This window comes from Pseudobdellovibrionaceae bacterium (genome assembly GCA_020635075.1).
Taxonomy (GTDB): Bacteria; Bdellovibrionota; Bdellovibrionia; order Bdellovibrionales; family UBA1609; genus JADZEO01.
Genome location: JACKAM010000004.1, coordinates 358,741 through 373,147, shown reverse-complemented (window position 1 = coordinate 373,147; position 14,407 = coordinate 358,741). Strand labels below are relative to the sequence as shown.

Annotated in this window: 15 protein-coding genes; 4 read left to right on the top strand and 11 right to left on the bottom strand. The window is 49.3% G+C overall.

Going from position 1 to position 14,407, the window contains the following annotated elements:
- The 11 genes from H6624_19175 to H6624_19125 all read right to left on the bottom strand — a co-directional run bounded on the left by H6624_19175 (position 1) and on the right by H6624_19125 (position 11,199).
- Positions 1–837, bottom strand: coding sequence for a hypothetical protein (locus tag H6624_19175; GenBank protein MCB9086471.1), 837 nt, complete (start codon positions 835–837; stop codon positions 1–3).
- Entirely contained in the window at positions 834–1,283 is a 450-nt protein-coding gene (fliJ, locus tag H6624_19170) for a flagellar export protein FliJ (protein MCB9086470.1), read from the bottom strand. Before fliJ ends, H6624_19175 begins: the two co-directional genes overlap by 4 nt.
- A gap of 3 nt (positions 1,284–1,286) precedes the next feature.
- A complete protein-coding gene (locus H6624_19165; GenBank protein MCB9086469.1) occupies positions 1,287–2,615 on the bottom strand; it encodes a FliI/YscN family ATPase in 1,329 nt (442 codons plus the stop codon).
- Positions 2,615–3,391 (bottom strand): hypothetical protein, encoded by a 777-nt coding sequence (locus H6624_19160; GenBank protein MCB9086468.1) that lies wholly within the window; start codon positions 3,389–3,391, stop codon positions 2,615–2,617. The genes H6624_19165 and H6624_19160 overlap by 1 nt, the downstream gene beginning before the upstream one ends.
- 18 nt (positions 3,392–3,409) lie before the next feature.
- A complete protein-coding gene (fliG, locus tag H6624_19155; protein ID MCB9086467.1) occupies positions 3,410–4,447 on the bottom strand; it encodes a flagellar motor switch protein FliG in 1,038 nt (345 codons plus the stop codon).
- The gene (gene fliF / locus H6624_19150) at positions 4,448–6,097 is read right to left on the bottom strand and encodes a flagellar M-ring protein FliF (GenBank protein MCB9086466.1); all 1,650 of its coding nucleotides are present in this window, start codon (positions 6,095–6,097) and stop codon (positions 4,448–4,450) included.
- Positions 6,098–6,116: 19 nt separating this feature from the next.
- A complete protein-coding gene (gene fliE / locus H6624_19145) occupies positions 6,117–6,452 on the bottom strand; it encodes a flagellar hook-basal body complex protein FliE (protein ID MCB9086465.1) in 336 nt (111 codons plus the stop codon).
- Positions 6,453–6,513: 61 nt separating this feature from the next.
- Complete coding sequence (flgC, locus tag H6624_19140) at positions 6,514–6,951, bottom strand: flagellar basal body rod protein FlgC (GenBank protein MCB9086464.1); 438 nt, start codon at positions 6,949–6,951, stop codon at positions 6,514–6,516.
- Entirely contained in the window at positions 6,951–7,364 is a 414-nt protein-coding gene (flgB, locus tag H6624_19135; GenBank protein ID MCB9086463.1) for a flagellar basal body rod protein FlgB, read from the bottom strand. Before flgB ends, flgC begins: the two co-directional genes overlap by 1 nt.
- Positions 7,348–8,310 (bottom strand): sigma-54-dependent Fis family transcriptional regulator, encoded by a 963-nt coding sequence (locus H6624_19130; GenBank protein MCB9086462.1) that lies wholly within the window; start codon positions 8,308–8,310, stop codon positions 7,348–7,350. The genes flgB and H6624_19130 overlap by 17 nt, the downstream gene beginning before the upstream one ends.
- Positions 8,311–11,199 carry a tetratricopeptide repeat protein gene (locus tag H6624_19125; GenBank protein ID MCB9086461.1) on the bottom strand — a complete coding sequence of 963 codons (2,889 nt, stop codon included), beginning with the start codon at positions 11,197–11,199 and terminating at the stop codon, positions 8,311–8,313. It lies immediately after the preceding gene.
- A gap of 265 nt (positions 11,200–11,464) precedes the next feature.
- Here H6624_19125 and H6624_19120 point away from each other — a divergent pair, with 265 nt between their 5' ends.
- From H6624_19120 to H6624_19105, 4 genes are read left to right on the top strand one after another with little or no spacing between them, the layout of a single operon-like run.
- The gene (locus tag H6624_19120) at positions 11,465–11,965 is read left to right on the top strand and encodes a hypothetical protein (GenBank protein MCB9086460.1); all 501 of its coding nucleotides are present in this window, start codon (positions 11,465–11,467) and stop codon (positions 11,963–11,965) included.
- Entirely contained in the window at positions 11,962–12,744 is a 783-nt protein-coding gene (locus H6624_19115) for an ABC transporter permease (protein ID MCB9086459.1), read from the top strand. Before H6624_19120 ends, H6624_19115 begins: the two co-directional genes overlap by 4 nt.
- Positions 12,741–13,469, top strand: coding sequence for an ABC transporter ATP-binding protein (locus tag H6624_19110; protein ID MCB9086458.1), 729 nt, complete (start codon positions 12,741–12,743; stop codon positions 13,467–13,469). The genes H6624_19115 and H6624_19110 overlap by 4 nt, the downstream gene beginning before the upstream one ends.
- A 9-nt stretch (positions 13,470–13,478) precedes the next feature.
- The gene (locus H6624_19105) at positions 13,479–14,297 is read left to right on the top strand and encodes an MCE family protein (protein MCB9086457.1); all 819 of its coding nucleotides are present in this window, start codon (positions 13,479–13,481) and stop codon (positions 14,295–14,297) included.
- The last annotated feature ends 110 nt before the right edge of the window (positions 14,298–14,407 follow it).

Below are 14,407 nucleotides of genomic sequence, written 5' to 3'. Positions count from 1 at the left end.
TTAACGCCTTTTGTATCCTGCAAATTTCTCAGACAGGACCTGAGCCTTGTTGGGCTCTAGAAGGTTCATAATTTCTGCAGCACTTTTCTTCTTCATTTTACCCAGGACCTCAATCGCCAAATCCTCATTGAGCGTACCGATAATCTTGGCCGCCTGCTGAGGTTTCATATTTGAGTAAAACTCCACAAGTCTCATTACTTTTTCCTGGTCGACCTCGACCTTGTCTTTAAGCACCCCGGCAATCTGGTCGCGCAACTTCTCTAGGTGCTGAATACGCGCTTCTATTTCCAACTTCTGCTTATGCAATTCCTCTTCCAACTCGTTGAGCTCTTTTTCTCTTAAATCCAGCTCCTGTCGCTTATCATTTAACTTTGCGTAATAACTCAGATCTTGTGGAACAGATTCATTGATGGAGCTCGGTTCCCGACCTTCCGACGAGGCGTTTTTTTCCTGTTTTTGGTTTTTCGAGTCGGCTGATTTTTCCGGTTTTTTTTGACCCGTTTCAGATGCCATCACATTACCAAGGAAGCCGACCTCAATCCTTTCAAACCAATCGTCCAGTCTCCAGGGCTCAAAGGCCAGCCACACCATGACGGCCACTCCGGCCGTTACTCCAGCCATTCCGAGGATTGAGGAAAGTTTTGCCGGCCTCCTACGCCTTTTTTGACTTTGTTTCTGGGAAATCCCCAGGGCCTGTCTAATAGCAATTTCGGCATCAGTTGGGGGTGCCGAGGGACGTCTAGGCTGCTGTGCCTTTCCATTGGGGGCCCTTGGACCGGCTTCTTTCTTGGCCGTTTCCTTGGCCTTTTGGAAGAACTGATCATATCCCGACTTCATGCCACCGACCCCCTCTTATGTCTCATGGTCACCATTTCATCCACTTCCTTGATTTCCTTCTTTTTCTTAGCCTGACGGTGTTCCTGGCTGCGCTTCTCCTTGAGCTTGTCCAAAGACTTGTGCTCTTTAGCGGCCTCCATCAATATATGTAGCTTTTCCTCCGCCACCATCATCAATTGCCGGGCAACCTGACGTTCCTGCTCAATTCGCACCCGCAAACCATTAATGTACTCTTCTCTTTGATTGATCGAAGCGATGGCCTGGTTACCGCCTTTTTGCAGTTGTTGAATTTCCGTTCGCGTCTGATCCAGACTTTTGTACATGCCATTGATCTTGTCCAGACTCTCGTCCACGGCCAATTTCGCCTGAAAGTAATCGCGTTGGGCGGCCTCCTCGATGCGCTTGCGATGCTTGAGTAATGTTTCAAAGGGAAACTTATAGCTCACCCATCACCCACCCGTTAAATTCTGCATGCCGCCCAGAGTCTCCCCGGGAGGGCTTGCCTCTCTCTCTCCCTGACGTAGAAAGGCTTCAATACCGTCGTGAATCTGAACGGCTTGATCGATCTTGGGGTTTGACCCTTCCTTGTAAGCTCCAATATTTAAAAGGTCTTCGGCTTCCTTATAGACAGCCATGTTTTCGCGTATAAACAGAGCCATGGCCAGGTGGTGATCCGAGATGATAAATCTCATCACTCGACTTGTACTCTGCAGGACATCTATAGCTGGAAAATGTCCTTTTTGTGCCAACTTTCGATCCAGTACAATATGACCATCGACGATCGAGCGCACTGAATCGCCAATGGGGTCGTCCATGTCATCCCCTTCGACGAGAACGGTGTAAAGACCAGTGATCGAGCCTTTGCCCTCAAATCGACCGGCTCTTTCCAAAAGCTTTGGTAGAAGAGCAAAAACACTCGGCGTGTAACCTTTAGAGGCTGGTGGCTCACCCGTGCTTAGGCCAATCTCTCTTTGCGCCATACCAAATCGGGTCAGAGAGTCCATCATCAGCAACACGTTATTACCTTGATCACAAAAGTACTCAGCAATCGTCGTTGCTACAAAGGCCCCCCGCATCCGCACTAAGGGGCTTTGATCAGGAGTGGCAACAATCACCACGGACCGCTTAAGGCCCTCCTCACCCAGGTTCTGCTCAATGAATTCACGCACCTCGCGTCCACGCTCACCAATCAAAGCAATAACGTTCACATCGGCGTTTGTGTTGCGGGCAATCATACCAAGCAGCACAGATTTACCAACTCCGGAGCCGGCCAGGATTCCCACACGCTGTCCCTGCCCTACTGTAATCAAACCATCGATCGCACGAACACCAAGGCTCAGTGGTTGATCGATGGGAGGACGAAACAGCGGGTTGCTGGCCTCGCCATAGAGCTGACGATCCTCAAGGGCCTCTAACTCTCCCTTGCCATCAATGGGACGGCCCAAGCCATCGATCACTCTGCCGAGAAGTTCCGTTCCAACCGGGACCGTCGCTCGCTGACGAAGAAGCTCAACCTTCGAACCCAATCCCACTCCACGCATTTCCCCCAGCGGCATCATCACGACTTGCCGATCCTGAAACCCAACAACCTCAGCCAGAAAGGACTCCGCACTGCCCGTTGGATAAACAGCACAAACGCTTCCCACGCAGGCACCTGGCAAGAAACCCTTAAGAGTAAATCCCGTCACCTGAGTGATTTTGCCAATGTCCTTGGTGACTTTGGTCAACCGAAGAGTGGTGGCGTACTTTTCAACATTTAGCAGCGCTTTGGAATCCATTATTCACTCGGTGTGTTCTTGATTCTGGGCATTTTTTCCCTCAGGGCCGACAAGACCCGTTCAATCCTTTGTTCAAGCGTGGCATCGATGACTCCGTAGTTAGTCTCAACCTGACAGCCGCCGGACTGAATGTGGTCTACGGCTTCGAGCTTAACATGACGGAGCTCTTCAGCCTTCTTTCCGCCTTTAGCTCTCAGATCTTCCAGAAAGTCTCGGTCCTGCTTGGAAAGGTAGATGGTGACGCTCTCGTCCTTGTGGATATCGTCAAGGACCAAATCCATGGTCTTCAAAATGCTGGACGGATCCTCTTCTATCTTCTGTAGGGCGATACGGCCGGCAACCTGCACGACCAGCTCCATGAGCTGACGCTCGTTGTCCGCCATTAAGGTTTTCTTGATCTCATCAAACATCTTAAGCAGCTGGTCCAGTTGGTTGAGGCGGCCCTCTAGCTCTTCCTTCTTTTCGGCAAATGCCTTTTCACTTCCTTCTATCAATCCCAAATCATAGGCTTCCTTGTAGGCCTTCTCCTCAATCTCCTGCATCCTTTGCAGGGCGATTTCCTCGATCTTATCTTCAACACCCTTTCTCTGCTGATCCGCGATCCCAGTCTGAGCGGCTACCAGATCAGAAATAACGAAATCGGTAGACCCCTTTCCTTGGGAGGAAAGAAAATCGTTGGCCTGCTGGGTAATGACAATTGGAAAGCTCTTCGGGTTGTAATCGAAAACGATATCTCCAGATTTTTCGCTTTTGACGATGTTACTGCACTTCTTCATACAACCGCCAAAAGGCTATTAAACAAGAGCATCCTCGGAACCTCCACGAGCGATAAGGATCTTGCCCTCTGTTTCCAGTCTTCTTGCCACATTGACAATTTCCACCTGAGCGGACTCCACATCTGACAATCGAGAGGGGCCCATGTTGGACAGGTCCTCTTTGAGCAGGTTGGCTGCACGCTGGGAGATATTCTTGAAAATCTTGCCGCGAATTTCTTCGTTCGCCGTTTTGAGGGCCAGCAAAAGTTTGTCGTTGGGAACTTCTTTGAGAAGGGTCTGGATACCACGATCATCGATTTTGACGATGTCTTCAAAGACGAACATCAACTTGCGAATTTCTTCGGCCAAGATGGGATCCTTTTCCTCGATCCGCGACATGATTGCCGTCTCAGTATTCTTGTCCATGACGTTCAGCATTTCTGCCACCGGCTGGACACCACCAAGGGCCGCTTGCTCCACCGTACCCATGGTCGACAACTCTTGCTTGAGCACACGATCCACCTCGGCAATCAGTTCTGGAGCCACATGATCTAGGTTGGCCAAACGAAGAACCACTTCTGACTGAAGGGTTTCAGGCAGCCGCTTGAGCACCTCACCTTTTTTCTCAGGTTCCAAGTGAGCCAGAATCACCGCTATCGTCTGGGGGTGTTCATTAAGCAGGAAGTTTGAGAGAGATTTTGCATCGACCATCTCCAAGCTCTCAAGTTGCCGCTGAGCCGGGGAATTCACATTTAAGTGACCCAAGATGCCGCGAGCTCTCTCCTCTCCCACGGCATCGATAACTGTTTCCTTATTAGTTGTGGCCTCTGAAAAGATATACTCCTCTGACTCACTGACCATTTCATAGAAATCCTCAAGCACACGCTTGGTGATCTCCACCGGGACAATGCGGTATTTCTGCATTGTCCCTAGGAGCTTTCGGATGTCGCCATCGTCAATATGCTTAAAGAGCAATTTGGCTGCCGTCGGACCAAGGTAGTTCAGCAGAATGGCTGCCTTTTCAAAGCCTCTTAAGCTGTCATACCGAATATCATCAATTTTGATCAAGCGAACCATTTACGAATCCCTCCGCGACAACCATAGACTAAAGGCCCCAGCTGACTTTTCTTCATCCCCTTCCATGATCGCCATAATCCGCTCGCGGAGGAGCTCACTCTCGGCTTTGTTCGGATCTATGGACTCCTCAAGTACCGGAAGAGCACCGGACATACCTGGTAAGGTATTGTCGACCGATTGCAGTTCTTCCAACTCTTCGATAGTACGTGGCAACATGTCCTCCACCGTGTCCTGGAAGGAATCAGTGATCCACCTCATAAAGGGTCTGACAACGATGAAGAAGAAAAGGGCCAAGCTCAAGCTTAGAATCGACCACTTAAACAAGGAATGAAGAAGCTTCTTCCTCTCCAGATTCGTCAGCAGCCTTTCGGACTCCGTGAAGTCCTCTACCTGGAACTGAATATTCTCAATTTTAACACTGTCCCCACGACTTGCGCTAAAACCAATGGCATTTTTTACTATCGTCTCATATTTGGCCAGGTCCTCGGCCGAACGAGGAACATACTTTGTCTCAAGTTTGCCATCTTCGCCCTTTTGTTGGACGGTCAGACCATCAACCAGGACCGCAACACTAATCCTCTCCACATTGCCAGCAGCCTCTTTAATATTCCTTGTTGTCTTAGGTACAGCAAAATTGGTGGTCTTCAGTTCCTTACGCACATTCTGGCGAAAACCCACCTGTCCTGTATCATCAGCTCCTGGGAGATTGGCTCGCGAGCCTGGGATGCCAGTTGGATTTGTTCTGGCACCGTCAAGAAGTTCTTCTTCAGTTGCCGAACTACTGACAGCGGTCATATCCGGATCGACCTTTTCTTCGATCATATTCATGTGTTTCATATTAAGGGCGGCGTCGATCTTGGCCACAACCTTACCCGAGCCAACCACTTTAGAGAGGATGGATTCCACTCTCTGCTCCAAGCCCTCTTCGATCTTTCGCTTTAGATCAAGAAGTTCAGACGAAGCACCCGCCTCTGTGGTGTATTGCCGACTTAGGGACTTACCCCTTGAGTCGACCACAGTGACTCTTTCTGGATCCAGGTTTTCAACCGCGCTGGAAATCAGATTGGTAATTCCCTTAACTTGATCAGGGGAAAGGCTCTTTCCCGGATGGAGGTCGACGACAACAGAGGCCGTCGGCTGCCCGCTCTCTTCGAGAAAGGTCTTCTTCGGCGGTATGGCCAAAATGACCTTCGACTGCTTGACGGCCGATAGGGTGTTGATTGCTCTCATCAACTCGCCCTGCAGAGCCCTTTGATAGTTGATTCTCTGGGCATAAGAGGTTACGCCAAAGTCCTGTTTGTCGAATAGCTCCAGTCCCACTTGGCCCACTTCAGAAGACCCGACCTCTGTCATTACCACCATTTGGGTGGAATGAAGTAGATCGGAAGGGACGAGAACAGTCGTACCGCCCTTATCGAGCTGAAAAGGAATATTGTTTTTCTGTAACTTCTCAAGAACCACGGCCAGCTGATCTGGCGGCACGTTATGGAAGAGGGGTACATGATTGGTACCTGTAACCATAAGTGACACAATCACCGTAGATACAATGACAACAGCTGTTGCACCCAGGAGCGACATCCGCTTGACGGGCGTCAGACTCTTATAGAAGTCCTTGAACTGTATGACAATTTGTCCGAACAACTTCTGCAAAACTTACCCCCTCAAACCATCAAACCTGCATCTTCATCACTTCGTGATAAGCGTCGATAATCTTGTTTCTCACCTGGACCATTAATTTCAATGCAATGTCCGCTTTCTCTGTGGCAATCATGACTTCTGGAATATTCTTAGATTCACCAGTGGCGAGTTTTTGCATGGCCACATCAGCGGTCTGCTGGAGTTCGTTGACGTTCTGAACAGCATCTTTCAAGGTGTCGGCGAACGATTTCTCCGCAGATGCAGCAGGAATTCCCGCATCTTTGTTGATTCGTGAGGTTCTTTGTTCACTAAGGGTTTTACCTGTTTCCAACAGGCCCTCAGCATTGCTGATCGTCAAACCATCCATGGTTTAGCCCCTCGTTTAGTTTACCAAAAAATAAATTCCCATACCTCAACTATTCGTATCATTACCTACCGATTTCCAAAGCACTCAAGGCCATGTCCTTTGTTGCCTGCATGGCCGAGACGTTAGCCTCGTAAGACCGGGTGGCCTGAATCATATTGGCCATCTCCTCCATCAAATTGATATTGGGGTAGGCCACATAACCGTTCTGATCTGCATCCGGGTGATCGGGCTCATACTTTAGTAGAGGAGCTTTTCGATCTACAGCAACGTCCGTTACTTGAACCCTTTGCAGGTTTCTATCTGGCTGACTGGTGACAATTTCCCCGAAATTACGAGCATCTGGGATCGCCTCAAAAACCACGTCCTTGCGCCGATAGGGACCTCCCTCAGGAGTCCGGGTGGTGTTGATGTTGGCAATGTTGGATGAAATGGTGTTCATCCTCATTCTTTGTGCTGAAAGACCACTGGCGGAAACGTTCATTGATTTAGAAAAATCCATTACCTAGACCCTTCTGTTGCAGCATATTTGAGCGCTGCCATCTTCTTGTTAATTAATTGCAAGGCCGCCTTGTAGAGAATGCTGTTCTCGGCCAAGGTCGCCATTTCCTTCTCCATATCCACCGTGTTGCCATCGTTGGTCACATTGATGTCCGGATTGTCGTAGACGTCGGCTCTCACCCGCGAGATCGAACCTGGCCCCGTGGCAAAGTGCTCACCTGAGGATGAGTTCATTTGCCGCAGTCCTTCGACGTCAATTGCCCGGGATAGGGCCTCCTCAAAATCAACCTTTTTGGCCTTATAGCCCGGCGTTTCGGCATTGGCGATATTCGAGGAAGTAATCGACTGCCTGAGAAGACGTAAATTGATGGATGCACCAAGAGCATCCGTTGTTTTGTCAAACAGATCGCTCATGAGCAATCACCTCTTTGTACTCATTAATCTTGTTACGCAAGGTCCGAATACTAATTCCCAGCATTTCGGCCGCGTGGGTTCGATTCTGCCCCGTGTGTTCTAGGGTTTTTAAAATAAGTAGTTTTTCAGCCTCGGAAACAGTCATACCTGGGCGCAAGCGGTTTTCATCCACCATTTCCTCGTAGCCGTTGATTAAAACTCCATCGCGGGGGATGGATGGGTCTGCACACAGCAGAACACTGCGCTCAATCACATTCTGAAGTTCCCTGACGTTTCCAGGCCACTTCCAGGATTTGAGTTTATCCAGCGCCTCAGCAGACAAACTTTTGCGACCTAGGCCGTTTTCCTGACAAGAAATCTCCATAAACATCTGGGCCAACATCTCGATGTCCAGAGGACGGGAGCGCAGAGGTGGAACCTGAAGAGGTATCACATTCAGGCGGTAAAACAGGTCCTCTCGAAATCGCCCGTCTTCGACCAGCTGCTTGAGATCCCGATTCGAGGTAGCAACAATTCTGACATTGACTTTGATCGGGCCACTGCCGCCCAGCCTTTCAACCTCGCCCTCCTGGATAACCCTCAGCAACTTTGCCTGGAGTAGTATGGGCATTTCACTGATTTCATCGAGCAGAAAGGTACTATTATTTGCAATCTCAAACCGCCCTGCGCGACGAACATCTGCACCCGTAAAGGCGCCTTTTTCGTATCCAAAAAGCTCGCTCTCTAACAAGTTATCAGGAACTGCTGCGCAATTGATGGCAACGAACCTCTGTGAAGCTCTAGGGCTCCGAGCATGAATGTACCGCGCCAGCAGCTCCTTGCCCGTGCCACTTTCACCCTGAATCAGTACGGCAGCTCTGCTGGCGGCGATATTTTCGGCAATCGCCAACACATTTTTCATTCTTGGATCAGCCGTTTGGATGATACTGAAATCTCTTTCAGCCATTCATCTCCCCTTCTTCACACCCGACATCGCGGGAATTCGGTTAATATACTTTTTGTAATCGTCTTGCCACTGGGCCTGTGTTAAACGCTCGTCAGCAAGCTTGCGATACATTTGGCCATTATCACCACTGAGTGATGCCCAAATCTTCTCGGCACCCTTTAGGTCACCCTTTTCGTAGAGGATGGAGCCAACCTTGTAACGAACATAGGCCAGTGGGCGCTTGTCCTCAAACTCGTCCAACATCTCCAAATAGGCCTCGACTGCCGCCACGGACTTTCCCTGGTGAAGGAGTACATCCCCTCTTCTTTCTAAGGCCTTTGCCCAAACATCCTCATCAACACTCACCTTGTTGGCCTGCATTTTCTTAATCAATCCGAGGGAGCTTTCCGCATCGTCTAACTGACCGCCCTTAATTTGCATTTCAGCGAGACGTAAATAAATTGGCGGTAGAAGCTCAGGCTTATCTTTCCAACTGTCAGTAAGTGAAAGTAGGTGCTTAACGGCTTCCTTAGTCTTGCCCCGCTCCTCGGCTACATGGGCCATATTTTCCACCCACTCGACCTGATTCTCGGGCTTCAATTGGTCGGGCTTTTCAATCCTTTGTAGATGTTGGCTGGCCTCAGTGGTTTGTCGCCCTTTCAAAGCGACAGAAGACAGCCGGAGATAGAGTTCATCCATCGTCGGGAGGTGCTCATTGACCCTTCGCTCCCTCTCCTCCGAGGTTCCCTTAATTTTATCCAAGCTTGCCAAAAGACTTCCGTATATCTTTCCCGCCTCTTTAAACACCCCAGCCCTCTCATAGGCTTGGCCCAGGAAGTAAGGAACATCTAGGCGATCTGGATTCTTGAGCCAGGTGGCTGAGTGTTTGGAGAACGTACCAAGGACATCCATATAGTCGTTACGGGCAATCATGCCACCGAGATCATCAGTGATGTTACGCAAGATTCTACGATGGAAGAAATCGAGATTGGAAGAAGTGGGATTCTGCTGGTAGTAGCTCACCAGGAAATCCAGGGCCTTTTTATACTCCCCTCGACGATGGTAGCCATCAGCAATCATTAGATTAACGAATTCACCCATTCTGGGAAGTTCAGATTTGTCGCCAATTTCCCGCATTTCTTTAACTGATCTCTCCAGCTCATTTTCCTTCATGCCCTTCATGCGCTGACTAAGCATTCTGACCCGAGCCACTCCGGCGCCCGGATTTTCGCGAAAACGGAAGTAGCTCTCAAGAAATGCGCCCATGACACGACCTTGATCCACACCCATAATTTCCATTAATTCGCCAATACGAGTGATGGCATACCCTCCGTGGTCATGGGATGGAAACAAGCGCAGGTAGGCCAAATAGTGTTCAAGGCTCTTTGGATAATCACCTGTCCAAAAGAAAGACTCTGCCATATTATAGTGAGCGTTGGGGAACTGAGACTCGGATTCGGGATGGGTTTTGAGAGCTTCTTGATAGAGTTTAATAGCCTCGGGATAATCACGCCGACTAAAGGCCACGTCACCCAATCGATAGGTGGCCTCTTTGCTCATGCTTTTGTCCTTGGCTGACTTTTCCAGTTCCTTGTAAGCCTTGGTCGCATCAGCGAACTTCTTGAGCATCAGGTATGCTGCGCCAAGTGCTCTTTGTGCTTTGTCCCTTTCCGTTGAATTGGGCTTGGTCTCAAGAAACCTCTGGAAGACCTGCAAAGCACCCACACCATCCTTACGCTCCAAGTCCATATAACCCAAAAACAACTCTGTTCTTTCAGCCAATGGTGAGTCTGGATACTTGGCCAGCAAATACTCATATTCAGACTTAGCCCTGGCATAGTGCAAGGCCTCTCCTGTTTCGGTATAGAGGCGATAGTGAGTTTCTGCCGACAAGTTGCGAACGATCTCATCGTAGATGGAATCCGGATACTGACGCACAAAGAAGTCGTAGGTTTTCAAAAATGCGGCCGGACGGTTTTTCATAAACAGGGTGAGAAGAAAACGAGCCCGTTTGTTTTCCTCTTCATCGTTTGGCCGAATGGCATATTCAGGAGAATTCTCGACCAATGTCGAAAGTTCACTGGCTGACATACTGAGCATAGGAAAGCGTATGTAGATATTTTGTTTGCTGGCGATGATCGCTTCTTCTTTAATCTCATGGTCCTTAACAATAAACCGTGAGTATCTAGGATCATTTCCGTCGAAAACGCCTGTCAGACCTGCGATCCCGGCAACTCGTGATCCTTTCAAAGAATCATCCACACCCAATAGCTCGCTTCCGGCCGGGTCACGATCGGCGTTTCGTTTTGTGTAATCCTGATCACCACGGTCTTTGGAAATCTTGCCTTTTTTGGCAACCCTTTTACCCTTCGCTGCCTTGCCCTTTTTAACCGCCGTCTTGCTTTCTTCCGGCTTATTTTGTTTGGGGACCTCCGGCAAATAAAAGTCGACAATCAGTCGGGAGGGCTCGTCCGTGAGGTAGTCAAAGCTCTCCACCTTGTCACTGGCAAGATCAAAAGTAATGATGTATTTGCCGTCCTTACCATTTTTGTCGACGGAAATTCCGCTGACCAGTGCATCTGACCAGGTTTTCATCACCGCTTCGGTCGGAACATCAAATGGAGGAACTACGAGGCGAACTTTTTGTTTCCCCGACTTCTCGAGTTCATAATTCCATTGATCTTTCCCACGAAACTCGACGTGAGTCGCATCACCGACGCGAGAGACGTGGCCGCTGACATCGGCGGCACTGGCCATTTGCCCGGAAATCAAGATCATCATCCAGGCACAGACAAGACGAAAGAAGGTCACGTCAAGGATGCGACATCCTAAGCTGAAAAAACTCAACTTTGACATCTGCTTAAGAGGTTGAATTTTCAACCCTTTGCTGAATTCTTCCTGAATTCTCACAACCTCGACCTCATGTCTGGTTTTTGCCTAACAAGATATAAAGCAGGATGGATGCCAAGCTGGAATAGGAAAGAAATGCCTTCTGACCTCAGTAAGACGGGTCCGGGCCAGCAGGAATTCTGTCACTACGACAAAGCAATGACACTCTTCGAAAGTCCGTGCGCACCCCCGCCCAGACTAAAGCTCCATTTTTCTCTTTCGCTTTAGGGCAAACCCAGTCTTTTCCGATAAATAGACTGACAACACAGGTGGTGAATACAGCTTCATGAATACTGCGTCACGAGTTCTCCTCTGGCTCGCAATTCCACTGGTTTTCAGTGTTTCTTGCGTGTCCGTCCGGCTTGCTAATCCTGAAGTCAAAAAGGCCGATGGTGTGCGCTATTCCGCGCCCGGCGGGGACTTTGCTTCCTTTTCTCCAGACCACTTGGATGCCGCCTGGAAGAATCCCAAGAACGGCAACAGCATTTCCTATTTGTCTGATTGCGATCCCAAAAATGACCCTTCACTAAACAGTATTCAAAAAGGAATCCTACAAGGCATCCAAAAACAAGAGGTATTGCTCTCCGAGTACAAGCGTTTCAATGGACGCCAAGCCCTTTTCACTGAAGTGAAGGGGGAGGTGGATGGAATTCCCAGCCAGATTAAGCTCGTTATCCTGAGGAAGAACAAATGCATATATGTTCTTACCTACGTGGGTCTGGACTCTCACTTTGGGACAAATCAGAAGGAGTTTGATTCTTTTGTCCGGGGGTTTCAGGCACCATGATGTCCAAGCGATTTGGAGGCACCCTCAGACTCTTTGAATTTCTTGGTGGGACGACTCTCCTCGCCTATCAGTCGTTTCTTGAAAGCATGCGACGACCTCTTTACCTCTCTCTCATCATCGAGCAGGTTTACCTGATCGGAGTTAAGTCCCTACCCTTGATCATTATCGTTTCAGCCAGCACAGGCATGGTCATGGCCCTGCAGTTCGGTATTGGCTTGGAAAAGTTTGGTGGCCAACTTTACGTTCCCAAAATAGTCTCCTTATCCATCATCCGCGAATTAGGACCTGTGTTTTCGTCCCTCATGCTCGCCGGTCGAGTGGGAGCTGGAATCACGTCTGAAATCGGTTCGATGCAGGTGACCCAACAAATTGACGCCATTCGGGCACTGGGCACCTCTCCGCTCAAAAAGATTGTGATTCCCCGTGTGGTCGGCTCCCTAATCGCCGTTCCTCTGGTCTGTGTGGTGGCTAACACCATCGGTGTCATCGGTGGCCTCTTAGTGGGCGCCATCGATTTGGGCCTAGATCCCAATTTCTATTTTCAGAAAGTGGTTTCAACAATCAAGATTGCTGATTACGTGTCGGGCCTAGGTAAGACCTTTTTCTTTGCTCTATTCATAAGTATTCCAGCGTGCTACTACGGACTCCGGGTCCGCGGCGGAACCCAGGGCGTCGGACAGGCCACCACTAAATCTGTGGTGACGGCCTCCATCCTTATCATGGTGGGAGACTTCTTCCTCACTAAGCTCTTTTTCCTCATTGAAAGGTGGATCTCATGATTAAGGTCCGCCGCTTTCGCAAATCATTCGAAGGGAAGCTGGTCCACAAAGGTGTCAACTTTGATGTCAATGAAGGCGAGTGCCTGGGTTTGGTCGGCGGATCGGGCGCCGGAAAAAGTGTTATTTTGCGCAGTCTGATTGGCCTTGAAAAGCCAGATTCAGGGTTGATCTCTATCGATGGTGAGCGCATTTCTCGATACAGTGAACGGCAGCTCATACCAGTGAGAAAAAAGGTGGCCTATGTCTTTCAGGGTGGAGCTCTTTTCGACTCCATGAGTGTCTACGACAACCTGGCCTACCCCTTGCGCGAACATATGGAGATGACCAAGAATGAGATTGATGCTCGCATCAAGGAGCAATTAGCAGAGTTTGGCCTGGAGAATGCGGAAAAACTTATGCCGGCTGAGCTGTCTGGTGGAATGCAAAAACGTGTGGGATTGGCGAGAGCCATCATTACTCGACCAAAAGTGGTACTCTATGATGAGCCGACGGCGGGACTTGACCCCTTCAATACCAAGAAGATTCAGGAGATGATTCTTCGTCTCAAAAACAAAGGCGTGACCTCTATGTTCGTGACGCATGATATGCCCAGCGCCTTTGCGGTATGTGATCGAATTGCTTTGCTGCTAAATGGGGAGATCCGCGCTATTGGGACGATCGCAGATATGAAGGCTGATCCCAATGGTCTCTTGCAACGCTTTATTAATGGATCTTTTGCCTACTGAGGAGAAAATATGGAGTCCACATTTAAAGACGAAATACGCGTGGGCTTATTCGTCACCGGTGGCTTGGCACTGCTTCTCACATCCATTCTTATGCTGGGTGGTGACCGCCTTCTATTTAAGAGCACCTATAATCTTCATGTGAAAATGGAACAGGTCCAGGGCCTCACCCAAGGGAGCGTGGTCAGTCTGTCTGGAGTGGATGTCGGACATATCAAAGAGATCACTTTTACCCCAGACTCCAAGCTGGAGCTGGTGCTCGACATTGATCGGGATTTTGCCGTGCGAATCACCGATGGCAGCCGAGCTTCAGTCAGAACTCAAGGGGCCCTAGGAGACAAATATATTTATATTGAGCCCGGTCCGACGGATACCCACTCCCTCAAAGACGGGGATTATTTACTCGCTGATGAGAGCGGGGATATTATTGATATGATTAAAGAAAAAGGACCTGAGCTGGGACATCTGGTGGATGCTATCAAAGAGGTCCATTTTCTGATAAGAAGTTTAAATGAAGGCAACCGCGGAGCCAAGTTGATGGCCAATTTGGTGAACTCCAGTGAGAATTTGAATCATCTCCTGGTAGAGTCCCGATTGGCGGTCAAAGATCTTCGCGGCGGTGAAAGAGACAATAAGAACCTTAGAGAAGCCATGGTTCATTTAGCCAGTATTTTGGAGAAAGTGGACAAAGGCCAAGGCACATTAGGTGCAATTATCAATGACCCCTCCGTCCACGAGAGACTGATGTCATTGTTGGGAGAGTCGCCACGGAACAAGTATCTCAAACCCCTCATTCGGGACACCATTCAAAGTCAGGACAAGTCTCCCTGATTCGGGCGTGGCTGACGGATGCGGGACTGTTCCTGGCCATCTACTCAGGCCTATGCCTGCTATCCTTCTTTCCCTCCTATGATTTAGTCCGCGAAGTTTGGGAAAGCCCT